Source organism: Bacillus aquiflavi, assembly GCF_019915265.1.
Taxonomy (GTDB): Bacteria; Bacillota; Bacilli; order Bacillales; family Cytobacillaceae; genus Bacillus_BT; species Bacillus_BT aquiflavi.
In genome coordinates this window covers 1156074-1181386 of record NZ_CP082780.1, presented here as the reverse complement: position 1 = coordinate 1181386, position 25313 = coordinate 1156074, and the positions used below count along the sequence as shown (strand labels likewise).

27 protein-coding genes and 1 pseudogene are annotated in these 25313 nt (G+C 35.8%); all 28 read right to left on the bottom strand.

What is annotated here, in order from left to right:
- Window positions 1–166 precede the first annotated feature (166 nt).
- Entirely contained in the window at window positions 167–943 is a 777-nt protein-coding gene (locus tag K6959_RS05970) for a ribonuclease HII (protein WP_163240120.1), read from the bottom strand.
- Window positions 944–1147: 204 nt separating this feature from the next.
- Complete coding sequence (ylqF, locus tag K6959_RS05965) at window positions 1148–2002, bottom strand: ribosome biogenesis GTPase YlqF (RefSeq protein ID WP_163240118.1); 855 nt, start codon at window positions 2000–2002, stop codon at window positions 1148–1150.
- A 77-nt stretch (window positions 2003–2079) separates the two neighbouring features.
- Window positions 2080–2631 (bottom strand): signal peptidase I, encoded by a 552-nt coding sequence (lepB, locus tag K6959_RS05960; RefSeq protein ID WP_163240116.1) that lies wholly within the window; start codon window positions 2629–2631, stop codon window positions 2080–2082.
- A 159-nt stretch (window positions 2632–2790) separates the two neighbouring features.
- Window positions 2791–3135, bottom strand: a complete 345-nt coding sequence (rplS, locus tag K6959_RS05955; RefSeq protein WP_163240114.1) for a 50S ribosomal protein L19 — start codon at window positions 3133–3135, stop codon at window positions 2791–2793.
- Window positions 3136–3280: 145 nt separating this feature from the next.
- A complete protein-coding gene (gene trmD, locus K6959_RS05950) occupies window positions 3281–4018 on the bottom strand; it encodes a tRNA (guanosine(37)-N1)-methyltransferase TrmD (protein ID WP_163240112.1) in 738 nt (245 codons plus the stop codon).
- On the bottom strand, window positions 4015–4533 hold the full coding sequence (rimM, locus tag K6959_RS05945) for a ribosome maturation factor RimM (RefSeq protein ID WP_163240110.1): 519 nt from the start codon (window positions 4531–4533) through the stop codon (window positions 4015–4017). The genes trmD and rimM overlap by 4 nt, the downstream gene beginning before the upstream one ends.
- A 5-nt stretch (window positions 4534–4538) precedes the next feature.
- On the bottom strand, window positions 4539–4931 hold the full coding sequence (locus K6959_RS05940) for a YlqD family protein (protein WP_163240108.1): 393 nt from the start codon (window positions 4929–4931) through the stop codon (window positions 4539–4541).
- A gap of 71 nt (window positions 4932–5002) precedes the next feature.
- Window positions 5003–5233, bottom strand: a complete 231-nt coding sequence (locus K6959_RS05935; protein WP_163240106.1) for a KH domain-containing protein — start codon at window positions 5231–5233, stop codon at window positions 5003–5005.
- An 11-nt stretch (window positions 5234–5244) separates the two neighbouring features.
- Window positions 5245–5517, bottom strand: coding sequence for a 30S ribosomal protein S16 (gene rpsP, locus K6959_RS05930; protein ID WP_223087920.1), 273 nt, complete (start codon window positions 5515–5517; stop codon window positions 5245–5247).
- Between the two features lie 92 nt (window positions 5518–5609).
- Entirely contained in the window at window positions 5610–6956 is a 1347-nt protein-coding gene (gene ffh, locus K6959_RS05925) for a signal recognition particle protein (RefSeq protein WP_163240103.1), read from the bottom strand.
- Window positions 6957–7025: 69 nt separating this feature from the next.
- A pseudogene (locus K6959_RS18870) lies at window positions 7026–7301 on the bottom strand (putative DNA-binding protein); the annotation flags it as partial.
- Between the two features lie 138 nt (window positions 7302–7439).
- Window positions 7440–10196, bottom strand: coding sequence for a VWA domain-containing protein (locus tag K6959_RS05920; protein ID WP_163240099.1), 2757 nt, complete (start codon window positions 10194–10196; stop codon window positions 7440–7442).
- Window positions 10180–11958 carry a vWA domain-containing protein gene (locus K6959_RS05915; protein ID WP_223087917.1) on the bottom strand — a complete coding sequence of 593 codons (1779 nt, stop codon included), beginning with the start codon at window positions 11956–11958 and terminating at the stop codon, window positions 10180–10182. The genes K6959_RS05920 and K6959_RS05915 overlap by 17 nt, the downstream gene beginning before the upstream one ends.
- A gap of 11 nt (window positions 11959–11969) precedes the next feature.
- The gene (locus tag K6959_RS05910; protein ID WP_223087916.1) at window positions 11970–12833 is read right to left on the bottom strand and encodes a DUF58 domain-containing protein; all 864 of its coding nucleotides are present in this window, start codon (window positions 12831–12833) and stop codon (window positions 11970–11972) included.
- The gene (locus tag K6959_RS05905) at window positions 12833–13840 is read right to left on the bottom strand and encodes an AAA family ATPase (RefSeq protein ID WP_223087915.1); all 1008 of its coding nucleotides are present in this window, start codon (window positions 13838–13840) and stop codon (window positions 12833–12835) included. The genes K6959_RS05910 and K6959_RS05905 overlap by 1 nt, the downstream gene beginning before the upstream one ends.
- Window positions 13841–13844: 4 nt before the next feature.
- Window positions 13845–14537: a hypothetical protein gene (locus tag K6959_RS05900; RefSeq protein ID WP_223087913.1), complete on the bottom strand. Its 693-nt coding sequence runs from the start codon at window positions 14535–14537 to the stop codon at window positions 13845–13847.
- A 59-nt stretch (window positions 14538–14596) separates the two neighbouring features.
- Window positions 14597–14896 carry a hypothetical protein gene (locus K6959_RS05895; protein WP_223087912.1) on the bottom strand — a complete coding sequence of 100 codons (300 nt, stop codon included), beginning with the start codon at window positions 14894–14896 and terminating at the stop codon, window positions 14597–14599.
- Entirely contained in the window at window positions 14896–15330 is a 435-nt protein-coding gene (locus K6959_RS05890) for a hypothetical protein (protein ID WP_223087910.1), read from the bottom strand. Before K6959_RS05890 ends, K6959_RS05895 begins: the two co-directional genes overlap by 1 nt.
- A gap of 96 nt (window positions 15331–15426) precedes the next feature.
- Window positions 15427–16275 (bottom strand): ABC transporter permease, encoded by an 849-nt coding sequence (locus tag K6959_RS05885; protein ID WP_223087909.1) that lies wholly within the window; start codon window positions 16273–16275, stop codon window positions 15427–15429.
- Window positions 16272–17207: an ABC transporter ATP-binding protein gene (locus K6959_RS05880; protein WP_163240087.1), complete on the bottom strand. Its 936-nt coding sequence runs from the start codon at window positions 17205–17207 to the stop codon at window positions 16272–16274. Before K6959_RS05880 ends, K6959_RS05885 begins: the two co-directional genes overlap by 4 nt.
- On the bottom strand, window positions 17204–19564 hold the full coding sequence (locus K6959_RS05875) for a DUF7408 domain-containing protein (protein WP_223087907.1): 2361 nt from the start codon (window positions 19562–19564) through the stop codon (window positions 17204–17206). The genes K6959_RS05880 and K6959_RS05875 overlap by 4 nt, the downstream gene beginning before the upstream one ends.
- A 59-nt stretch (window positions 19565–19623) precedes the next feature.
- Window positions 19624–19752 (bottom strand): hypothetical protein, encoded by a 129-nt coding sequence (locus K6959_RS18865; RefSeq protein WP_262421905.1) that lies wholly within the window; start codon window positions 19750–19752, stop codon window positions 19624–19626.
- 565 nt (window positions 19753–20317) lie between these two features.
- Complete coding sequence (locus K6959_RS05870; RefSeq protein WP_223087905.1) at window positions 20318–20932, bottom strand: hypothetical protein; 615 nt, start codon at window positions 20930–20932, stop codon at window positions 20318–20320.
- A gap of 156 nt (window positions 20933–21088) precedes the next feature.
- A complete protein-coding gene (locus K6959_RS05865) occupies window positions 21089–21346 on the bottom strand; it encodes a hypothetical protein (RefSeq protein ID WP_223087903.1) in 258 nt (85 codons plus the stop codon).
- Window positions 21347–21351: 5 nt separating this feature from the next.
- Window positions 21352–22509 carry an alpha/beta hydrolase family protein gene (locus tag K6959_RS05860; protein WP_223087902.1) on the bottom strand — a complete coding sequence of 386 codons (1158 nt, stop codon included), beginning with the start codon at window positions 22507–22509 and terminating at the stop codon, window positions 21352–21354.
- Window positions 22510–23186: 677 nt separating this feature from the next.
- Window positions 23187–23327, bottom strand: coding sequence for a hypothetical protein (locus K6959_RS05855; protein ID WP_223087900.1), 141 nt, complete (start codon window positions 23325–23327; stop codon window positions 23187–23189).
- Between the two features lie 382 nt (window positions 23328–23709).
- On the bottom strand, window positions 23710–24150 hold the full coding sequence (locus K6959_RS05850; RefSeq protein ID WP_223087899.1) for a hypothetical protein: 441 nt from the start codon (window positions 24148–24150) through the stop codon (window positions 23710–23712).
- A 233-nt stretch (window positions 24151–24383) separates the two neighbouring features.
- Complete coding sequence (locus tag K6959_RS05845; protein ID WP_223087897.1) at window positions 24384–25313, bottom strand: hypothetical protein; 930 nt, start codon at window positions 25311–25313, stop codon at window positions 24384–24386.

Below are 25313 nucleotides of genomic sequence, written 5' to 3'. Positions count from 1 at the left end.
TAAATATTATCCTTCTCGAAAAATTTCAAAAATGATTTAAGGACAAAAAAATGACTTATTTAAGTTAAATAATGTATTAATTCAGGTTTCCCCTTTATATCAGAATAATATTTAAAAGGAGAATTTTCTGTCATTTCAATGAGATTCATTATGTTTTAAAAGACTATTAATCAACAAATCTGTTATTTTTGATTGGTGCAAAACTCTTTCGATGATACGGACTAGCTCCATATTTTTGTATTCTTGCTAAATGTTCTTTCGTTCCATAGCCCATGTTGCTTTTAAACGCATATTGCGGAAATTCTTTGTCGATATTTTTCATAAATCGATCCCTCGTAACTTTTGCAATAATAGAAGCTGCCGCAATAGATACACTATTTGCATCCCCTTTAATAATCGATTGCTGTGCAATTGGCGTCGTCAGCTCGATCGCATCGATTAGCAGAAAATCAGGGAGTTTCTTTAAATCTACTATCGCGGCTAGCATTGCTTTTTTTGTCGCTTCATAAATATTTATTTTATCAATTTCATGAGCATGGATGACCCCTATACCGATACCAACAGCATGTTCTTTAATATAATTATAGTATTCTTCACGCTTTTTTTCTGATAGTTTTTTAGAATCATCGAGTCCTGGCAAAAAAAACTCTTTTGGAAGAATAACAGCTCCTGCAACTACAGGGCCAGCTAACGGTCCCCGTCCCGCTTCATCAATACCGGCTATACAATTAAATCCTTCCGATCGAATTTTTCTTTCATAAGCAGTCATTTGCATAAATTTCTCTTGAAGAAGCTGTTCTTGTTGCTTATGTTTTCGCCATCTTTTCAGTAGTTGTTTAACACCCTTTCGCTCATCTTGGTCGATTGCAGCAATAAACGGGTCTTCCTCATCGGAAATTTCAATCAGCTTTTGTTGTATTTGCGACACAGTTAGCCTTTTCATTCGTTGATTTCAACTCCTTATATATGAATACGGATAAGGATAAAGACCCTCACAATACAGGGTCTTTCAGATTAGTGACAAATGCTTGCTTTCTTCGTTTTCAGCCCATAAACGATTTGTTCAATCCATTTCCATCTTGTTGCCCACACCTCGACTGACAAGCATGTTTCAGAAAATTATTTTAATATTTCACAATCTTTATCCTTAATCTACATTTTTAGGCTTTTCAAAGGTGAGTGTGCCAAGCTTTCCGCCCCTAATATCTTTTATGATATGCTCAGTTACTTTGTCATAATTAATTTCCCCGCCAGCCATTAAACAGCCGCGCAATAAACCAATATGATCATATAGCATACTGATGCTGGTTGGATTTTCTTGAAGCTGATATCTTTTCTTTAACCTTTCTGGATACTCACGCTCTAAAAATGTTAAACCGTATAAGGCAACGTCCTGTAAATTCAAAATTGTATCTTTAATCGCTCCAGTAAGTGCCAGCTTTAAGCCGACCTCTTCTTCTTCAAATTTCGGCCATAAAATTCCGGGTGTATCTAACAGTTCAAGTTCTTTACCAACCTTTATCCATTGTTGGGCTTTCGTAACCCCTGGAGTATTTCCAGTTTTTGCTATATTTTTATTAGCGAGTCGATTAATCAGCGTTGATTTCCCAACGTTCGGAATCCCTACAATCATCGCTCTAATTGGTCTTGGTTTTACACCTTTTGCTTTTAAACGAGCAAACTTTTCATTGAGAAGTTCTTTAGCGGCATTCACAATCTCTTTTAGACCTGTCCCCGTCTGCGAATTTATCGCTAATGCCTTCATGCCTTGATGATTAAAGTATTCTATCCATTGCTTCGTATATTCCCGATCAGCGATATCCGCTTTATTTAATAGTATAATTCTTGGCTTATGTTGGATTATTTCATCAATCATTGGGTTTCGCGATGAGTAAGGAATTCTTGCGTCAACCAGTTCAAAAATAATATCAATTAGCTTAAGTTTTTCTGTTACTTCGCGTCGGGCTTTTGCCATATGCCCTGGAAACCATTGAATTGTCAAAAAATCACTCCTTTTCAAATGAATCTTCTCTTGTAAAAAAACCGAAACAATAACATTATGTAAAGTAAGTAATAAATTTATTTCACAATCCGAATGCCTTCAATCGGCCAAAAAACGACTCTTGTCTTGCCAATGACTTTTTCCATTGGAATGGCCCCGATATGACGGCTATCTTTACTAAAACGCCGGTTATCTCCCATAACAAATAAATGCCCTTCTGGTACAGTTTCACGATCGATTTTTTCCTCAAGGGTGAAAGGCTCGGTTAAGGGACCATCAATAACCTGCTTTTTATATTCCTCTAAATACGGCTCCTCATATGCTTTACCGTTAACGTAAAGTGTATCATTTTTATATTCAATTCGATCACCCGGCAAGCCAATTACACGCTTTATATAATCTTTATTTTCCGGGGCATGAAAAACAATGATATCAAATCGTTCAGGTTCACCAATCGTATAACTGAATTTATTCACAATCATCTTATCCCGATCATGGAGTGTCGGCATCATCGAAAAACCATCTACAAGAATTGGCGCAAACAAAAATTTGCGTATTAGAAAAGCTAATAAAACTGCAATAATTAGTGCTTTTATCCATTCTAAAAGTTCATTTTTCTCTTTTGGCATCTTTTTCCCCCTTGTCACTTTTAATATATACCCTTATTTTACATAATTAAGCAATTTTTAAACATAGCGATCATTATTTTTTACTCAATCGTAATAAACATAAATATGTATTTTAGTAAGAAAAAGGAGCTTGATAACAAGCTCCTTTCTGGTCTTCCATTATCGAATTTCTTTAATACGAGCTGCTTTTCCACGAAGAGCACGTAAGTAGTAAAGTTTCGCACGTCTCACTTTACCGCGACGCATTACTTCGATCTTCGCAATTTTTGGTGTGTGTAAAGGGAAAGTACGTTCAACACCTACGCCGTAAGAAATTTTACGAACAGTAAATGTTTCGCTAATTCCACCACCACGACGCTTAATTACAACACCTTCAAACACTTGGATACGCTCCCGTGTTCCCTCTACGACCTTTACATGAACGCGTACAGTATCACCAGGACGGAAAGCCGGAAGGTCAGTGCGAAGCTGTTCCTTTGTAATTTCTTGAATTAATTTGTGCATCGTATTCAACTCCTTCCAACAGATGCTCTTGCAATACATGTTTGTTGCAGCGGAACATCGTTATACAGACAAACGGCTATTGAATTAAGCCTATGTCACAAAGAATATCTTACCATAAATAAACGTTCGGCCGCAATAGCTATTATCACTGTTTTTCAAACTCTTGCAGCCATTTTTTTTGCTTATCCGTTAACTCTAGCTCTTTTAATAAATCGGGCCGCCGCAAAAATGTCCGTCTTAGCGACTCTTTTTCCCTCCAATCATCAATTAACCGATGATTTCCTGATAAAAGTGTTTCAGGAACTTTCATCCCTCTAAATTCAGCAGGTCTTGTATAATGAGGGTGCTCTAATAGCCTCGTACTAAAGGAATCATTTACATGCGACTCGTTATTGCCAAGGACTTTAGGAATAAGACGAACGACACTGTCGATAACAACCATTGCAGCAAGCTCGCCGCCTGTTAATACGTAATCACCAATTGATATTTCATCAGTCACTAAATATTGCCGAATCCGTTCATCATAGCCTTCATAATGACCGCAAATAAAAATAAGATGATCTTCACAAGCTAGCTGCTCTGCCTTTCTTTGCGTATATCGCTCTCCTTGAGGACAAAGAAGAATAACTTTCGGGTTTGTGCTATGCGATTTTTCTTTCAAATCTGTAACTGCATCAAAGATTGGCTGAGGCTTTAATACCATTCCTGCTCCCCCGCCATAAGGATAGTCATCGACAGTTCCGTGTTTATTATCAGCATAGTCTCGAAAGTTAACGAGGTTATATTTCACAATCTGTTTTTCAGAGGCCTTTTTCAAAATGGATTCTCCAAGCACTCCTGAAAACATTTGAGGAAACAATGTTAAAATATCAATTTTCATCATGACAACAAACCTTCCATCGGTTCAATTAAAATGAGCTTTTCATTTGTATCGACCTTTTTCACTACTTGCTCGATGTAAGGAATCAGATAATCATTCCCATCTCCATCTTTTACAACCCATACATCATTCGCTCCAGGAGTTAAAATCTCAGTTACTTTGCCTATTTCTTCACCTAATGTTGTAAAAACAAGACAACCGATAATTTCATGAAAGTAAAATTCACCTTCCCCTAACTCCATTAATTGGTCTTCAGAAACTTTTAAAGTCCCGCCTTTCATCGGCTCTACTTCATTAACATTATTATATTCTTCAAAAGTTAGGAGATCAAACGACTTGTGTATGCGATGGCTTTTTACAGTGAGCTGGAGTGGTTTGCTTTCCTTTTGTTTAAATAAATACAACGTATTTCCAGGTTGATAACGTTCCTTTGGAAAGTCTGTCTTTGAGATGACCCGAACTTCTCCCTTAATACCGTGTGTGTTAACAATTTTTCCGACGTTAAACCATCTTTTCATCTTTATCACCTCGAGCGAATCTCTTGAACAATTCCATCCTTTATGATAATCGTTTTCTCGTTAATAATTTCCTCCCAACAGTCACCTTCATTCACATCAACAATTCCTTGAACTTCTTTTTCTTTAAGTTCACTTCCTATCGGGAGCATATGTAGCTGTTCAATTTGAAAATCAATAATTTTCATTTTTTCTTTTCGCAACTGAATTTCTTTTTCAAAATGTTTTCTCAAATGATCACTTTGAAACTTTTTTGCTTTTTCCAACTTTTTTAACTCAAAATAAAGCTGATCACTTTCTTTATGAAGCTGGCTTTTTTCTGAATGAAACTTATTCATTAGCTCACGTTTGCTTTTTTCAGTTAAAATTTGTTTCACCATGACAGTTTGGAGAATTTTCATTACAGCACCTCCTTGTCTTTTAGAACTAGTGCTAAAAATGTGAAATAAAGGGAGGGGCAACCCCCCTCCCTTTACTCACAAATCTCTAAATAAATCTTCTTCTGTTGTGATGATCCTGCTGCATAGACAACAGTTCGTATCGCCTTTGCGACTCGCCCCTGCTTTCCAATTACCTTTCCCATATCACTTTTATTTACAAAAAGCTGATAAGTTATACGGTGATCATCCTCTGAAGCTGTCACCCGGACTTCATCTGGAAAGTCAACAAGAGGCTTTACAATTGTTTCAATTAATTCTTTCATTCTATCGATGTTTACTTACCGTTTTTAGCGCTATGGAATTTTTCCATAATGCCTTGGGTAGATAATAGATTACGAACTGTGTCAGACGGCTTTGCACCGTTTTGTAACCACTTAAGTACTAGATCTTCATCGATTTTCACTTCAGCTGGTTGAGCTACTGGATTATATGTTCCAATTGTCTCAATGAAACGTCCGTCACGAGGAGAACGTGAATCAGCTACTACAATACGATAGAAAGGAGACTTTTTCGCTCCAACACGTTTTAAACGAATTTTTACTGCCATTTTAAATAGCACCTCCGAATAGTTTTACACAAGATAATATATTAACAAAATCACTACTACTTTGTAAAGTGTTTTTTCTTTACAGACTGTTTTTACATAAACGGAAACTTAAATCCGCCTTTTTTCTTACCTTTTTGCTGCATATTTGTCATTTGCTTCATCATCTTTTTCATCTCTTCAAATTGCTTTAACAGCCGATTAACTTCTTGTATAGTCCTACCACTGCCTTTTGCAATTCGCTTTCGGCGACTAGCATTTATAATTTCAGGGTGCAGCTTTTCATCCTTTGTCATTGATTTAATAATTGCTTCAACATGTGCAAGCTGCTTATCATCAATTTGTATATTGTTTAACCCTTTAATTTTATTTGCACCGGGCATCATTTTTAAAAGCTCATCAAGAGGCCCCATCTTGCGTACTTGACCTAGCTGATCAAGAAAATCATCAAAAGAAAAGGATGCAGTCCTCATTTTCTTCTCAAGCTCTTTTGCTTTTTCTTCATCAACCGTCGCTTGAGCTTTTTCAATTAAAGTAAGGACATCTCCCATACCAAGAATACGTGATGCCATTCGCTCAGGATGAAATGCTTCAATAGCATCCATTTTTTCACCGAGACCGATAAACTTAATTGGTTTGTCTGTTACGGCACGTATTGATAAAGCCGCACCACCACGTGTATCCCCGTCAAGCTTTGTTAAGACGACTCCCGTTAAGCCAAGCTGTTCATTAAAGCTTTGGGCAACATTAACTGCATCTTGACCAGTCATTGCATCAACGACAAGGAGAATTTCGTCTGGCTTGGAAAGCTCTTTAATTTCTTTCAGCTCATTCATTAAAGTTTCATCCACATGCAAACGCCCCGCAGTGTCGATCAGGACATAGTCATAATGTTCTTCTTTCGCTTTTGCAATTGCTTGCTTGGCAATTTCAACTGGACTTATTTTATCGCCAAGGGAAAATACAGGCATATTTAGCTGCTTACCTAACGTTTCCAACTGTTTTATCGCCGCTGGCCGATAAATATCAGCTGCAACTAACATAGGGTTCCGATTATATTTTTTTCGGAGTAGATTTGCTAGCTTCCCAGTTGTTGTCGTTTTTCCTGCACCTTGCAGACCAACCATCATCACAACAGTTGGGGGTCGATTAGCAACTGCAATTTTGCTTTGCTCTTTGCCCATCAATTCAGTTAGTCCATCTTTTACAATTTTAATCACTTGTTGGCCTGGAGTTAAGCTTTGCATTACCTCTTGGCCTACAGCACGTTCGCTTACTTTTTTAATGAAGTCTTTTACGACCTTAAAGTTAACGTCTGCCTCTAAAAGTGCCAAGCGAACTTCGCGCATCATTTCTTTTACATCAGCTTCAGTTACTTTTCCTTTGCCGCGAATTTTCTGTATTGTGCTTTGCAGTCGGTCGGCTAGTCCTTCAAACGCCATGCATGCCGCCTCCTCATCTAATTTCTCAAGCTCAACAATGACAGCAAGAAGCTCGTCTGCCGAGGAAGAACCCTCACTTACAAGCTCCTTCATTTGTCTGATCAGTCTCGCTCGCTCTTGAAATTTTGTAAATAATAACAGCTTTTCTTCATACTCCTCAAGCATTAATTCTGTTCGTTTTATATTGTCAAATACTGCTTGACGACTGACATTATATTCTGCTGCAATTTCTCCAAGAGAGTAATCATCCAAATAATAGAGAGACATATAGCTTTGCTGTTTCTCAGTTAACAACGACTGGTAAAAATCATACAAGTAATTGATTCGCGTTGTTTTTTCAAGCATGCTCATCTCTCCCTTGTTAAGTGAAAATCCTTTACAAGATATAGTTTACACAGTCAGTTATTTCATGTCAAGTTCTTACCTTTACATCTGAAAAATAAAGAAACACTTTATTAATTGGTTCCCTATCAATTAAAACATTTACCTTCTCCTTCTCTTTCGGGCGTTAAGAAGACGTTTCATTCGCTCTTCCTGCAAGTACTCTTCCTTTAAATGATCTGTTTGCTTTTCATTCAGCCTCGTTTTTTCTAAAATAGCTTCATCCTTTTTTTGTTCTTCTGTAGGCAACACTTCTTTCGGGCGACTCACTTTTACCCGTTTCTTATCTTTCTGTAAACTTTCAACAGCTATTTCTATCGTCCTTTTTTGGCTCCATTTCTCAACTAAATGGAAAAAAGGCTTGAGTCCGAAACGACGAACAACAATTTCTAAAAATAAACATAAAAATGCGGCTAATATTAGCCATTGGCTGATTTCCTGCTTTTCACTAGAGCGAGAAGCTAACGGGCGAAATGATTCTTTTACATCCTTTAATTCATTCCCGATATTTTCAAGCAAATGGCGGTTTATTCCTTTTTTTAAATACTCATCTGAATATGGAATCGTAAAGCCTGTTTGGTACACATTAAAACTCCCGTCTTGTTTTGGCTGTTTTACTTGCAAAAAGTACATTCCTGGTTCATTTTGAAGAACAATTTCGTATTCTCCTGGTGCAATAACTTTCGTTGTACTGTTTGCAACAGCACCTGATTGAGAAACAACAGCCGTTTCAATCGGTAATTGTTCGCCATTTTTCGATTTTAAATGAATAATCGTTTTTCCGTTTTGTTTTTTAAGTGATAAATGAAATGGTTCACGATCGTATTTCGGTAATGTACTAGTTACAACTTTATTTACAAATTGTGGCCAATTTGACCAGCTTGCAAAATCACCAGTCCATTTCCCTGATACATCCGAAGTAAATGCAAACGTGGCTCCTAATCCATACTGCCAAGAAGCTAAAATCGGATCTCCTTTTTCACTTAAAATTTGTACTTGCGCCTTAGGTTTTGGTGTTGTCGCAATATAAGCATTCATTTCTGGGATGCCTGCTTGAAATAACGACAGCCATTCTGGATAAGGCTGCACATTTGGATAAAATGGGTTGTCCTCGATATAAGTTCTCGCTGCTATAACAGTTTCCCTCGAGAGAATACTTGGAATAACCGTGGCATCGGTGACATCGTAAAACCTTCCCGTTCCTTGTGCTGCAAGACTTTCCAACAATAAACGATCAGCATCTTGCCCTAATGCGACTGTTGATAAAGTAATATGATTCTCTTTTCCATCTACTATTAAACGTTCGAAATTTTCATGTGTACCAGCTTGACCGTCAGTTAATAGAATGATATGTTTTCGTTGGAGCGGCAGCTTTGAGAGGTCCTTATACGCTTTTTCTAATGAAGTAATAATTTCTGTCCCGCCTCCAGGGGTGATTGAGCTAATTTTTTCTATTGTCTCTTCCTTATTTTTTAACGGTTTCGTCTCAACTATTACGTGTGGTTTACTATCAAAAGCAATAAAACCGAGAGTATCGTTTTCTCGTAATAATTCTACAGAACGAGCAGCAGCTTCTTTTGCAAGGGCTAATTTGTTCCCTGCCATACTCCCAGATCGATCTAAAACAATCATTAAACCGAGAGAAGGAATTTCATTCTTGCCCTTAATATCCATATTTACCGGCAGCAACTTTTCAATTGGCGTTTTAAAATACCCCCCTAGACCGAAACTTTCCTCACCACCTAACATAACAAATCCGATTCCAAATTCTTTAACAGCTTGTTCAATCAATTTCATTTGCTGCTCTGTTATAAATGTGGCGGAAACATTGTTAAAGACAATTGAATCATATTGTAAAAAACTCGCTAAAGATGTTGGCAATTTATTAGCTGTTACCGTTTCAACAATTACTCCTGAGGCTTTTAGAATTTGCACAAGTTGTGATTCTTTTTCTTCTTGAACGATGAGCACTTTCGGCGTTCCTTCTACATTTGCAACCGTATGTAAAATGTTGTTTTCTGTATATGCGTCAACATCTGCTGTCACTTCACCTTTATAGACAAGCATCCCTGTTTCAGCAACGACATGTTTGAAAGTAAAAGCATTCTCTCCTTCTTTCACGTGGACCTTCTCACTTATCACTTGATTGTTGTTCACGGAAATATGAATTTCTGCTTCCTTTTCAGCATTACTATTCACTTTTACAGAAATCTCTGCCTTTTCTCCTTCATACAATAATGACGGAACCGATAGTTCAGTAATCGCAACGTCTTCGCTTAGCGGACGTTTCATCGGAACATAATCTAATTCAATATTTTGCTGTTTTAATAGCTTGGCAATTTCTTTGCTATTACCGCTTGTTTCATTTCCATCGGAAAATAACACAACCCGCCCACTCGCCTCTTTCGGGATGAATGAAGTAGCAAATTGCAACCCTTCTTCAATATTCGTTTCCTGTTCATTTACGTTTCCATTAAATTCTTGAATAGCTCTGTTATGTGAGCTAATGGTTTGTTCAATCGTAGCATTGCCAGCAAATGAAACGATTGCATATGAATCTTGTTCATCCTTTTCAGCGATACTTTTTTCAATTTCATTTAACACGTCTTCTTCTAGACCTTTTACACTTGCAGAACGATCGACTAAAAATACAACTACCTTTTCTTTTACTGGTAAAACTAAATGGGGTACAGTTAAAGCAAAAATTAGCAATGAAAAGACAATTCCTCTTAAAGTGACAATTATTATTTTTTCACCTTTTTTCGCTACTGAACGCTGTTGTTTTAAAAAAATGAACAGCACTGCACCTGCTGGAATGAGCAATAATAACACGAGCGGATAGTTAAGTTCTAGAGCCATGACGGTACACCTCCCATTCAAGGAACAAAATGAAGAGAGCGATTGCAGCAAGCCAGAACCAAACAAAATGATACGATCTTTTTTCCATCTCTTTATCCATTTTACGTGCTTCGTTAAAAATGAACGATTGAGCAACATCAATGTCTTTCTCGCGATCATCAAGTAAAACCGAAAAATAATTCACGTGATCCCCAGCAATCACTTGATAAACCCCCGGTTTTGACGGTGCAATAAAAGCTTCTTTATTCATTTGAAATGAAAACAGATTTTCACCTGCTTCATTAAAAATTTCCCATACAAATCCATCTTCCACGTTGAACCATTTCTCTTCCCCAGGTAAAAAATATCCTAGAAAGCTCGTTTGCTGAGAGAGCCATTGATAACTGTTGTAAAGAAAAATAGGAAAACCCGGTTGAAGCGGCCAATCAGTATTTTCAATAGCAAAATTCAAATCGATTACAGGTTGTCCGTTTATTAAACCTTTTTGAATAAGTGGAGTATCCCCGCTTTTTGCCACTACATCAAGACCTTCAATTACTCTTGTGCTTGCTGATTGAATAAACACTTGATCTAAATTAACGTATTCTAAAAAGTGATCTTTTTCGACAACTATTTGTTCTGTAAGAGGCGTGTTGTTTTCTTCTTTAGAACGAACGATCAAAAGCGGTTGTTTCGTATGTTGAATATTAGTTGTATCTGTCGTTACAATCATCCCGTTACGTTTTTTATTTACTTCGTGCAAGCTTTGTTCATTCAGTTGAATCACTTCTGCACCAATTGTTTCTAAGCCTTTAATGATAAATGGGTTGACATCATTAAGCGCATAAACGACCGGTGCTGTATTTGTAAAAATGGCCGTCTGTTTATTATCAATTTTGTAGCCATCAGCAACATGGAGGATTGCTTGATAATATTTCGCCTTCGGTAAAGTAGGGATTTGAACGACATGTTGTTCGTTCGGATTTGCTTTGACTGCTGTTTCGAATAATTTTTTCCCTTCGCTTTTAACTTCTAACGTAAAGCTGATCTCTTCATCAGCTTGATTTTCAATTACAGCCACTCCAGAAATCGTTTCATTAACTGGGGCCACTCCAAAGGATAGAAGGGAAACGTTGTTCACTTTTTCACCAATGTTATGCACCTCCGCATATTGCTCTTGTCGCAGTGTTGTAAGCTGCTCCTTGGTTACCCCATCAGAGAAAATATGGATAGCTGTATCTTTTTTTTCTGATAAAGCTTCTGCTAATTGCAGCGCTTTTTCAAAATTTTCATGTTGATACGTAAGCGTTAATTCTTTAATCTTTTTACGGACAGCGGTCATATTTTCTTCCTGCTTTACGATAATTTTCGGCTTACTTGAAGCAACAATAATAGTGATTTCTTGATTTTGAACTTGTTCAATGATCTGAAGCATTTTTTTCTTTGCCACTTCAAACCGGCTTGCTTCACCATCTTTGGCAGACATTGAGGCTGAAGAATCAACGATAAAAATAAGATGATCGCCTTTTAAGCCATCAACCTGCCAGAAAGGGCGACTGAGAGCAAACATAAGCAAAATAAAGACGATTAATTGTAACCAAAATAGTAGCTTGTTTTGCAATTTTTGTAAAAATGGACTTGCTTGCCATTCTTTCATTAATTGCTGCCAGAGCATATTTGAAGGGATAACGATTGCTTTATACTGCTTTCGAAAAAAGTAAAATAAAATAAAAGCTGCGATAAAGAAAATTAACAGAAAAAATAGCGGATTCATAAAACCCATTTTTTTACACCTCAAAACCAGCCTTTAGCGGTACAATCATGAAGCAAAATCGTTTGTAAATCTTTACTATCTGTCGTGAATAAATAAAAAAACCCGTAACGTTTACAAGCTGACTCTAACTGTTCATTATGTTCTTTAAGGCGCTTTTCATATTGTTCAATCATCGTTCGCTGAATGCTAACATTCACTGCTGCATTTGTCTCACTATCAATTAGTTTTTCATCACCCTCATAAAGGGGTATAATCTCCTCTTTACTTAACAGTTGAATAAATCGGACTTCTTGGTGAATTGACGCTAGTTTTTGAAAAATGTACTCATAATGTTCAAGCGGTTCAAGACCGTCAGTAATGATGATCGTCAGCTGACTTTTTTTCATCATATTTTTCTCAAAAAATTTTGTAAAGTTTGCTGTTTTCTCCTCCTCTGTCAGTCGTAAGATTTCGTATAAAACATGCTTTCCGTACATCGCACCTTTACGAATGAGCTTCTGGCCTCGAATTCCTGTTACTGGGATAAATGATAAACGATCATCATTTATTAAGGCGATGTAACTGAACGCTGCCGCGATTTGTTTCGCGCGTTCCCATTTTGTATCAATGACTCTCATCGAAGAGGTAGCATCTAAATAGATGGCAACAGAGAGCTCCTGCTCATCAAGAAATCTTTTAATATAATGTTTTTTTGTACGACCGTAAATGTTCCAGTCAATATGACGAACATCGTCCCCAGGCTGATAAAGACGAAAGTCAGAAAAATCTAATGAGGCTCCAAACGCTGCTGCACGCCTTGTCCCTTTATGAATTCCCCACTTTTTCTTTTTCACTTGCAATTTACGTTTCTGTAATCTTCCTAACAGTTCTTTTGATAAGATCATTAAATAGCCGCTCCCTGTTTTCGGACAGATGCTATTGCTTCTTCTATGATTGTGTCTGGGGAAATCCCGCTTGCTTCCCCTTCAAAGTTTAAAATTAACCGGTGCCGCAAAACTGGTCGTGCCACATGTTTAATGTCTCCAATCGAAACATGATAACGCCCTGAAAACAATGCTCTCGTTTTTGCCATATGAATAAGACTTTGTAATCCACGAGGTCCGCTTCCGTATTGCACAAATTGCTTTACAGATTGTGGAGCATCGTCTGAGCGGGGCTGTGTTGCACATATAATCGCTACAGCCAATGTTAAAATTTCTGAAGAAATTAATACTTCTTTGCACAGTTGCTGGATTGCGACAACTTCCTTTCCATCAATTACTTCGGTTAATTTTATTTGCTCTGTTCCAGTTGTCCTAAGCGCAATTTCTTTTAATTGCTCAGCCGTCGGGTATTCAACATGAATTTTACTCATAAAGCGATCAAGCTGTGCCTCAGGTAATGGGTACGTTCCTTCCAAATCAATTGGGTTTTGCGTTGCTAACACAAAAAAAGGGGTTAACATTTTCTTTGTTTTCCCCATAACTGTAACCGTTCGTTCTCCCATCGCTTCTAGTAAGGCACTTTGAGTTTTTGGTGTTGCTCGGTTAATTTCATCTGCTAACACGATATTGGAAAATAGCGGTCCTTCGTGGAATTTAAACCGCTGTCTTCCTTGTTCATCCGGTTGCAGGATCATCGTGCCAGTTATGTCTGCTGGCATTAAATCAGGGGTAAATTGTATTCGGGAAAATGCTAATGATAACGATTCGGAAATTGTCTTTATTAACATCGTCTTCCCTAAACCGGGAAGCCCTTCTAAAAGAGCATGTCCACCCGAAAAAATACTCCACAATACTTGATCAATTACTTCCTCTTGTCCAACAATAAATTTTTTTTTTTCTTGTCTTACATTTGCCATTTTTTCTGCTCCAGCAATAAATTTCCGTTCTATTTCGTTAATATCCGACATAGCGTCACTCCTTATTTGGATCTACATTTAAAAAATAGGCTTTTACAATATCCTCTAAGTCATGTGGAAGTTTCATCCGGTTAATACTTTCTCTATAAGCCTCTTCATATTGTCCGTATACCTCTTCATACGGTCGTATGCTTCCCTTTAAAACAAGCTCATCATTTTCTGCTTGTTGCTCTTGACCTTTTTCGAATGAGCCAAAATCTTCTTTTATATGATGATCCCCAGTAATTCTTTCAGGAAAAGTAAGAAGATGCTGAGAATTTGCATCCAACTCTGATCCTTTTTCGTTACTGTTTTCTATTTGTGAACTAATTCCCTCTTTATTACTATTACTGCTCTCTTTTTCTGCTTTCAATGAGTCTGTTTCATTTCCGCTCTCATTCTCTTTTTTTGCGTTCGAGCTTGTTTCATTTCCGCTCTCGCTTTCTTTTTCTGTGCCTATATGTTCATTAGCTCCACTATCTTTACTATCATTTTCCTGATTTTTTCCATATCGTTGAGATGAAGAAGACAAATTTGTTGTTGTAGGATTCAATCCGTTTGCTACCATCTCCTGTTTCAAATTTTCTGCTTGTGCAACCAGTTCTTTTTGAACCGCAGAAAGAGAAGCCATCCTCTCGTCTGCTTGTAATGCTTCATCTATTTTCTTTTGCATCGCAGAAACTTGTTGTCCTATTTTTCCGTTTTCCATTTTCGAGAACTGATTTAAAGCGCTTTTTTGTTCGTTATTAAGATCCTCTCGTTTTTTTTTCAGTTTTTTTCTAGCTCATTTTCTACTTGTGCTGTATCTTTCGCTTCGATTGCTTTTGATAATTCAGACAATCCAGCTTCATCAAGTTGTTGCTGCCACTTTTGCAACTCTTCTCCTTTTTCCTTTTCTTTTAATTCCTTTAATTGAAGCTCGTTCGTTTGTTTTACAAGCTCTGTTAAAGCATCATCAGCAGTATCGTGTTTACTTATTTCCTTTCTTGCTTTTTCAACTTCTTCTTTTGCGATCGAATCAGTTATTTTTTTCTCAATAGTTGCTAATTCCTTTTCGTTCTTTTTCATCAGTTGTAATTCTTTTGTTTTTTTTGCTCGCAATATTCATCTTTTTCATTTGGGAAAAACATTAATAAACATGCAATGCTTATTAGAACTCCTCCTGATAGTAAGTGTTGGAAGTTGAACATTTGTTTTTTTCTCTTTAACACTATTTGCTGCTGTCTTCTCATATGATCAACAGTATCGATTAATTGCAGCCGCTTTATCAGTCCATCCTCTTGTAAAAAAGACATCGCCGTAATGACACGATCATCAGGGACAAATTTATTATAAATAGCCGCAGCATCGTACAAATTAGGTCTTCTCTTCCATATTCGAAACATAAAGATGAGACATAAAACCCCAATCAAAATAAAAAAATACCGCAATAAAAATGGAAGAACAATGAATCTCGCAAAGATAAGGAAAATTAACAGCACACATCCGCTATACACGAGCATTTGTTGTCCTTCTTTTAAAATATGCTGCTTTGTAAGCTGATGACGGACAGCCTTCAGTAAGGTAAGGAATTGTTTTTTTTTTTTTCATCCATTCTCTCATTCCTTAGACATTTCTTTTACATTCATACTTGGGCGGAGTTTCCGAATACTTAGAAATAATGCCAACAACATAATAACTGTATATGTAATAATATAAGCGATCCAAAGTGGCATTTGATTTCCTCCTGTTATAAGATACACTCGATCTACAAGCATCACATCGAAAATGTCTAATAATACAATCCCCGGGTTAAAGGTCGCTAAAAAGTATGGAAGAAATGAAAATGTTACTTGTTTGCTAGAAATCCCCATAATAATAATTGCTAACACACCAGTCCCTACAAACAAAAACAGTGTTACCCCATATGTCGTTACAATTGAAATGATTGTTTTACGAAAAAGAGTCGAAAATAAAATGCCTATACTCCCAAATGCAAAAGTAGTAAATAAATAAAAAGCTAACGTTATCATTAATTGGCCAGGAGAAACACCTCCGAACAAAAACACAAAGCTATAAATAGGAAGACTAGCAATAATTAAGAATAATAAATATGAAAAGGCCGAAATAAGCTTGCCGATTATAATACTTGTTGAGCTTTGACTCGTTGTTAATAAAATATTTAATGTTTGTTTTTCCCGTTCGCTGCTAATGACCCCAGCAGTTAACCCTGGGGTCATAAATAAAATTAAAACGAGCTGTAAAAACGAAAGTAAATGAAACGTTGTTCGACTTTGGTGGGTCCCAAAAAAATTAACGCCAGAGCTAATTGATTCAAGAAAAATTAAGCCGAGAACGATGATACTTACGACTAATAGATAAAAGAAGATTCCTAAAAAAGATTTTGCAGAGCGGAAACGCAGTTTAAATTCTTTATTTAGTACTGGGTTTATCAATAAATTTCTCATGTTTGTTCCACTCCTTTCATCATTTCCATAAACACATCTTCGAGATTTGTTTCTACTTCAGAAAAACTAATAACTGGAATATTCTGTTTTAGGGCTCGCTGTAATAATAAAGCTTGTTCTTCTTTATCTCCTCGATATAATAACTCAAAGCTCGATTCTTCTTCGTGAACGATTACTTTGGAAACGTGATGATCGTCTTCAAAAAAAGCTATCGCTTCCGCACGATCGCCATTAACTTTTACAACAATCACTGCTTCTCCTTTTAACCTTTGTTGAATTTCGGCAACCGTTCCTTTTGTAATAAGCTTACCTTCATCAATAATCCCGAGAACATCGCACGTTTCCGCTAATTCTTTGAGAATATGAGAGGAGATGAGTATTGTCTTTCCCATTTCTTTTAATTCTTTTAAAATCTCCCTCATCTCCATCCGAGCCTTCGGATCTAAGCCAGATGCCGGTTCATCAAGGATAAGTACTTCAGGGTCATGTATAAGAGAACGAGCTAAACATAAGCGCTGTTTCATCCCTCTTGAAAGAAGATCAACATAAGCGTCTCGTTTATGAGACAAGTTAACTAATTCTAACAATTGGGGGATTAATCCATTCCGTTCTTTTACAGTTATTCCATAACTAGCACCATAAAAGTCTAAATATTCATATGCCTTTAGCTGGTCATATACACCGAAGAAATCAGGCATATAGCCGATTTGTTTTCGTACTTGCTCTGGTTCGATAGAAATATTATATCCGTTAATAAATGCTGTTCCTGATGTCGGTGATAATAAAGTCGCCAAAATTGAAAATGTTGTCGATTTTCCCGCTCCGTTTTGTCCTACAAATCCAAAGACTGTTCCTTTATCTATTTGGAGATTTAAACGATCAAGTGCTGTAAAATTGCCATATCGCTTCGTTAAATTGATGACCTTAATCATTGCAGTCCCTCCCCTTCCAATCTAATACTTGGCATTGAAACATGGATACTTTCTATTGTTGATTTTTTCAGTCTAATAATTAGCTCGCCATCTTCATGTATATAATGGTTAACATTGTCCGTAATATCGTGACGGGAAGTAGTAATTGGTTCAAATTGACCCGTTTTATGATTTAAAATCGAATAATTAAGCTCTTGATCCCAAAAACTCATTTCCAGTCTTTTAAATAATGTTTTGTCTACTCTAATTTGTTTCGGAAGATGTACAACAAAGTCGTATACTCCGTTTTCAAGTAGAGCCCCCTTTGAAGTACCATTATAGTTATCAGGCGCTACCCCATCGATAACGACTATTTCATAACTAAACATGTTTGATTCTAACCTGAACGCTCCTTCAAATTGATCATCAACTAAAAATGGCTGTGAAATTAACGATAGGGATGTTGTATCTCCTTGTTTACCTTTCATCTGCACTTTATTAACTGGGTCAGTTGTATAACCAATTATAACTGGCAAATTTTCCTTGCGGGCATCGTTTAATAAATATTCTGATGTAATGTACTCCATGCTTTCCTTTTTGACGGAAGCGATTTTTTCCTTATTTATCGCATTGAAATGATCGTAAGTAAGTTCAGTCGGAGACGATAATATTTTCTGATTCAGTCGCTCACGCACATGTAATGTTCCTCCCTGAATAACATTGCCAAGCTCATATTTCTCCTTACCAACAAGAGCGTATATATTTTCAAAATCAAAAGGTAAATTGTTCTTAATCGTTCCAACTAAAGCTCCTTCCTCTATAGTGAGGTCAACTTCAAAATGACCAACATCTTGCTTTTGTGCTTTTCCATATACGGTTCGCGTTGACCAATATTCCACATTTGGAAAAATTGTCATTCGTTCTGTTCCTGTTTCCTCAAGCATTGAAAATTGTTTTTGATCTTCAAAAGGCCGATCTAACAATTTAGGAATGCTGATAAATTCATCTTTTGCGTTCGCAAGTTGATATTCTCCACCTTTATTGGAGAAAAATGATACTGCCATATACCCATTTAATCCATTATCCTTTACACTATATACACCCAGTTGACTTATTTGCGGTTTTGAAAGCCGATCCTTTGCACCGATCCCAAACAGTGCAGCTGAAGCGACTAGTGAAAAAGCAGGAATAAGCCACCAAGCATGTTCGCGTTTATCAAACCTTCTTAAAACATAATAAGAACCAGGTCCAACGATAAGAAGATACACAATTAAAAAGATGACTAAAAAACTTATTTTAAATTGAGAAGAAAAATATTCATTCACTGCAGCAAAAATTTTATAAAGAGGATCAAAATAACGATCGGGTGATTGAGGATGATTTTTTATTTGCTTCTGATCAATTTCCTCTACCATCGTCTTAAACCAGCTTTCATACCCTTTCCACGTTGATAACTGTTCGTTACTTAATGAAAATGTTGTTTGGACAACACTTCCTTTGCCAATTTTTTTCTGAATGATAACTGGCATTGAGTCTGCTGTTTTTAACACAATTGCTTCGTTATCGACAGCACCAGTTGTTACGGTTAATTGTTGAAAATCTATTTGCTCACTTTGTTCTGTTTTTAAAAAAGATAAATCGTGAAGAGTTTGTTCTGTCTCCATTTCCATTGGGATAAATTTCGATAAATGACCTAATGTTTTGTTCATGTTAGGTGATGTACCGACGATTAAATTCCCACCGTTCTTTACCCAATTCACAATCGCTTGCTGCTGTTTTTCACTTAATTGTGAGACTGGATAACGATCAATAATTAAGAAATCAAAAAATTCCAAGCCTAATGATTCTTTTGGTAGTGTTTCTTTATTTAATTGGAACGTTTCTTCCCCGAATAATTCGCGAAGTCTATCTGGATCTTCACTTAAAATTCCTTTTGTAAGTGCTGGAGTATTTATAAATTGAGGCGCTAATTTGTCTTTTCCGTTAAACTTTATTTCCTCGCCAGTTCTCCAGCCCCCTTTATATAAATGGATACCAGCTTCATTTTGTTTTAAATATGTATAATTTTCAGATAATCCAGGAAGTGAGATCGTATACGTTTTCTTACTTCCTTTTGGTGCTTCGATCCGAACTACGTGGGCACCGCCCGTTTGGTGATCTGTAAAATAGTCGACAACTAAATCTCCGCTGAAATCAGGTCCATCGTTTTCCACTGTTATTTTTATCGGAAATCCTTTATTATTTTTAATCTTTCCATCATAACCCTCTTCAACTAATATTTTTATTAAGCTGTTCTCCGCTGAAGCTAGATTAGTAGGAAAAAAAATTAAAAAACAAACTACGATAATAAATATGTAAAATACTCTTTTCTTCTGCATCAACTTCCCCCTTTTCTAAAGCCAGACTTTTTCCCTCACTTGCTACAAGATGATAATATCTATTCATTGCTTTTTCCTTTTCCATTACCTAAAATAATATAATATTTCTTCCCGTCATTCCTCACATCACCTACAATTACATCGCCTGTAAATCTAATATTGTTTCTTTCCGTCTTGTTTACGTACAAATGTTTTTTCCCCTCTAACTTTAATGTTGGGAGGTTAAATTCATCCTTATTCGCGATTTGTTGTTCTATCTTATCTGTTAATTCATCATTTTCCCATAAATTATAATAGGTTTTCTCTACATCTTTTGTATAAAATAACGGTTCATAAAATGTTTTTTTTTTTTAATTCGTCTTCCTTATTGTAATGAAAAGAAACTTCTTTATAATCTTCATTCCTATTTCTTTTTATATACACATCAACCCCCCCGTTACATCATACAAAAAATATATATCTACTCCCTCTTAAAAATTCTGACAACGCTGGGCTATCCTTTGTTGGAAAGCCCTTCACATATGTGACTTTACTAGTATCATAGCGATAAAAAAAGAGGAGCGTACAAGCAAGTAACAAAATACAGATCATCAATCGTATTCTTTTTTGTTTCACCCCAATACACTCCTCCTTAACTTTAAAACCAATCTAAATCAACGACATAAGCTGTCGGATTCTTTTTATCCCCCTGCAAATCAATGATAACGTTAGTTGAACCGGCATCGCCAACGATAGGGGCATGATAATGTAAGCCTAAAATAATATAATCTTTATTAAAATAAACAATTTTTTAGCTATTCCTACACCTGCAGCACTTTTAATGCCCGCTTCTTTTGCGATTTTTTTAAAACTAATTTTGAATTCCGCTTCGTACGTGTCGTTACCAGCTAGATAATTTTCAATCTTTTGAATCCGTTGAATGCCATCTTCTAGTTTTCCTTTTGCTCCATTAAGATACACATATTTGCCGTCTTCACTTAAATAATCTTCTTCACCAATTTCTTTTAGCTGCTTATCTTTTCTGTCATATACGAAGCGATAGATGAATGTTTTTTCAAACCTATGATCACTTTTTACATTAGAAAATAAATCATGAAATTCATCAAGTTCTCCGCTAGCTAACGTTTTATTAAATGCCTCTGGATCGGTACTTGTCGGTACGATACGCGATAAATCTTGTTTAATAAAAAGAGCAATAGATTTATTTAACTTTTCTTCCTGATTTAAATTTTTTAAATATACAATAAAATGATCAGCATTCATATTATACAGATTAAAAACTAACTCATCATCTGGCTTAAGTTTAAATTTTTCCATAAGCTCAGGTAAATCTAATATTGTTTCTTTCTGTCTTGTTTTAACGTACAATTGATTTTTCTCTTCTAACTTTAATGTTGGGAGGTTAAATTCATCCTTATTCGCGATTTGTTGTTCTATTTTATCTGTGAATTCATCATTTCCCCATAAATTATTAAAGGTTTTCTCTACATCTTTTGTATAAAATATCGGTTCATAAAATGTTTTTTATTCGTCTTCCTTATTGTAATGAAAAGAAACTTCTTTATAATCTTCATTCCTATTTCTTTTTATATACACATGAACCCCGTTAACATCATACAAAAAATTATATCCGCTTCCTGGCATCATACCCCTTAAAAATTCAGACAACGCTGGGCTATCCTTTGTTGGAAAGCCCTTCACATATATGACTTTATTTCCACAGCCAATAAGTAGGAGTGAAGAAATAAACAACATGCAAATGACGACAGCTTTTTTTCTCAACCTTTTCACCCCCCTTTGCTTACTCTTGTTGTGTTTTTATTTACTTTTTTAATTAATTCGATAAACTCCTCATTCTCTATTTCATAAATATGAGGCGGCTTCGTAAGGCGAACCGCTCCTCCATCCACTTTATATGATAAACGCTGATCAATTAACGCTCCTAACGATTCCGCTTGTTGACTTTGTATTGAGACAGCACCATCATTTGATGATTGCTCTACATCTACTCGTCCTCCAGTATAAGAATAAGTAGGGAGACTCGTAGCCTGGACTTTGACATCATATCCTGCCACTGCGGTTATATCCATTTCTTCCAGTTTTCGATACACTTCTGGATTTGCCGCTTTCAAATAAGTCATCTCCTCGCTTAACGCTTCGCTCGTCATATCAGTATAAACATTACTATGTTCGATTCCTTTATCTACTCGTCTATTTTCTGGATTTGGATCTACATATCCACTATATTGAGTTGGCTCTTTATCAACTAATTTCTGTACCCATTTCCAGCGTAAAATGGAGACGTTATTCCCGAGCTTGCCCATCGTATTTTTATCGTACGGTGTCCCAATTGTCGTTATGCTTCGCACTTGATCAGGGTAGTCCATCGCAAATTGGAAAAACCTTCGCCCACCATAACTATGGGCAAACAAATCAATCTTTGTCGCTTCGTTCACTAATCCCATTTCCGTCAATCTTTTCGCTACATCGTCACTCGTTTCTTGACGGTGTTCGTTTTTATGTTCAGTATCGTAAACGATGTGGAGGCGTCCTTGTTTATTTTTAAATTCTTTTTTCAATCTTAATTTTTCAAATTCCGCAATTTTCTTTATTCCTCCATCTTCATTTACTACAAAATATTCATTCTTCCCTTTCCTCATTTCACGCATAATTACATCGCCTGGTTGAGCCGCTTTCTTAGCACTTTCAAGAAATTGCTCTCCATTCGATTCGATCCCGTGCACATAGACTGAGACATTTTTAAAGCCAGAAAAGTCGCCTTTTACATTGTTTACTGAGTTGTATAATCGTGTAATGTCATTTAATGCTTGGCGCAAAGGTGAGCGGTATACACGGACTGTATTTTCAAACTCCATTTCCACTTCATCTACTTCGGCTTTTAGTTCTCGATATACTTGTTGAATGTAGTCTATATCATCTATCATAAAATGACATTTTATTTCTTTCCTCGAAGGGGACATCAACTTTCATATATTTTTTTATTACGTCATCCCGACAATCTTCTAAATGTTCAATCCAACTATTAATCTTCCCTTTTATCTCTCCTGCATCGAAAGTAATCGTATCTTTGTTTGCATTGGCTGTTAAGCTTGTGTGATTAAGTTTGTTCCATTTTTTCGAGAATGCTTGTTTAAGTAAATTCGAACCGGTTTCGGTGATGATTTCATTTGCTTCGACTTGATGCTTATTGATTTTAGCAAATGGTGTGGTCTTACTTTGTTGGTTTAGTCTCCTAAAAATTCAGACAACGCTGGGCTATCCTTTGTTGGAAAGCCCTTTACATATGTGACTTTACTAGTATCATAGCGATAAAAAAAAGAGGAGCGTACAAGCAAGTAACAAAATACAGATCATCAATCGTAATCTTTTTTGTTTCACCCCAATACACTCCTCCTTAACTTTAAAACCAATCTAAATCAACGACATAAGCTGTCGGATTCTTTTTATCCCCCTGCAAATCAATGATGACGTTAGTTGAACCGGCATTGCCAACGATAGGGGCATGATAACTTAAACTTAGGATTATAAAATCCTTATTAAAATATAAGATATGTGCATGTTTTTTTACACCTGCAGCACTTTTAAAAAGCCGACTCTTTCGCTATTTTTTTAAAAAAATTTTGAATTCCGCTTCGTACGCGTCGTTACCGGCCATATAGTTTTCAATTGTTTGAATCCGTTGAATGCCGTCGGATAAAGGATCTTCTAGCCCATTAATATACACATATTTTGCCATCTTCACTTAAATAATCTTCTTCACCAATTTTCTTTTAGCTGCTTATCTTTTCTGTCATATACGAAGCGATGTCTGAAAGACTTTTCATACCTATGATCATTCTTTACATTAGAGAATAAATCATGAAATTCATCGAGTTCTCCGCTAGCTAACGTTTTATTAAATGTCGCTGGATCGGTACTTGTCGGTACGATACGCGATAAATCTTGTTTAATAAAAAGAGCAATAGATTTATTTAATTTTTTCTTCCGGATTTTTATTTACTAAATATATAACGAAATGATCATCATTCACACTAAAAAAATTAAAAATTAACGGATCTTCAGGGTTGAGTTTAAATTTTTCCATAAGTTCAGGTAAATCTAATATTGTTTCTTTCTGTCTTGTTTTAAACGTACAATTGATTTTTCTCCTCTAACTTTAATGTTGGGAGGTTGAATTCATCCTTATTCGCGATTTGTTGTTCTATTTTATCTGTTAATTCATCATTTTCCCATAAATTATAAAAGGTTTTCTCTACATCTTTTGTATAAAACAACGGCTCATAAAATGTTTTTAAGTCATCTTCCTTATTGTAATGAAAAGAAATTTCTTTATCATCTCTACTTCCATTACTTTTTGTATACACATGTATCCCATTAACGTCATACAAAAAATTATATCTACTCCCTGGCAGCTTACCCCTTAAAAATTCAGACAACGCTGGGCTATCCTTTGTTGGAAAGCCTTTCACATATATGACTTTACTAGTATCATAGCGATAAAAAAAGAGGAGTGTACAAGTAAGTAACAAAATACAGATCATCAATCGTAATCTTTTTTGTTTCACCCCAATACACTCCTCCTTAACTTTAAAACCAATCTAAATCAACGACATAAGCTGTCGGATTCTTTTTATCCCCCTGCAAATCAATGATAACGTTAGTTGAACCGGCATCGCCAACGATAGGGGCATGATAATGTAAGCCTAAAATAATATAATCTTTATTAAAATAAACAATTTTAGCTATTCCTACACCTGCAGCACTTTTAATGCCCGCTTCTTTTGCGATTTTTTTAAAACTAATTTTGAATTCCGCTTCGTACGTGTCGTTTACCAGCTAGATAATTTTCAATCTTTTGAATCCGTTGAATGCCATCTTCTAGTTTTCCTTTTGCTCCATTAAGATACACATATTTGCCGTCCTCACTAACGTAATGAGGTTCTTCAACATAATGAATTTTTTTTTTTTTTTTATCAAAAACTCCATATCCACCATTTAAAATAATATACCTATTATTCAGCTCTGTTTTATATAATAATTTTTTAAACTCTTTTAACTCGCCTTTTTTAACGCTATTTGTAAATTGTTTATAAAAAGTGCTTGTAACAACAACATCAGAAAAATCCTTTTTCATAAAAATTCCGATCAACCCATTATGATCATCTATTTTAGTATTCTCAATATTCACCTCAAATGCATTAGAATTGACAGAATAAACATTAATAATTAATTTGTCAGTAGGTGTCATTCCATATTTATGTAACATTTCTGGTAAGTTAAATGACTTTTTTCCGGCTGATGTTTTGATTGTTAATTGATTATTCTCTTCTAAAGTGACCTCTGGAAGATCATAATCTTCCAGGTTATTAATTTGATGCTTCAAATCATTTTTTGCGTCCGAACCATGTTTTAATGCCCAAAATGCTTTTTCTGAATTTTTACTTTGAAACATCGGCTTAAAATGTTCACTTAGCTGTTGATCGGTAAATGAAAAATATTTAATATTATTTAAATCTGTATTATTATTAATTTTTGCATAAATATATTCATTATTTTTCTGAAATAAATAATTCCCGTTATTTTCTGTCATATAATATCGAAAAAACTCCATTAAAGCCGGGCTATCCTTTGTTGGAAAGCCCTTCACATATGTGACTTTTTTTCCACAGCCAATAAGTAGGAGTGAAGAAATAAACAACATGCAAATGACGACAGCTTTTTTTCTCAA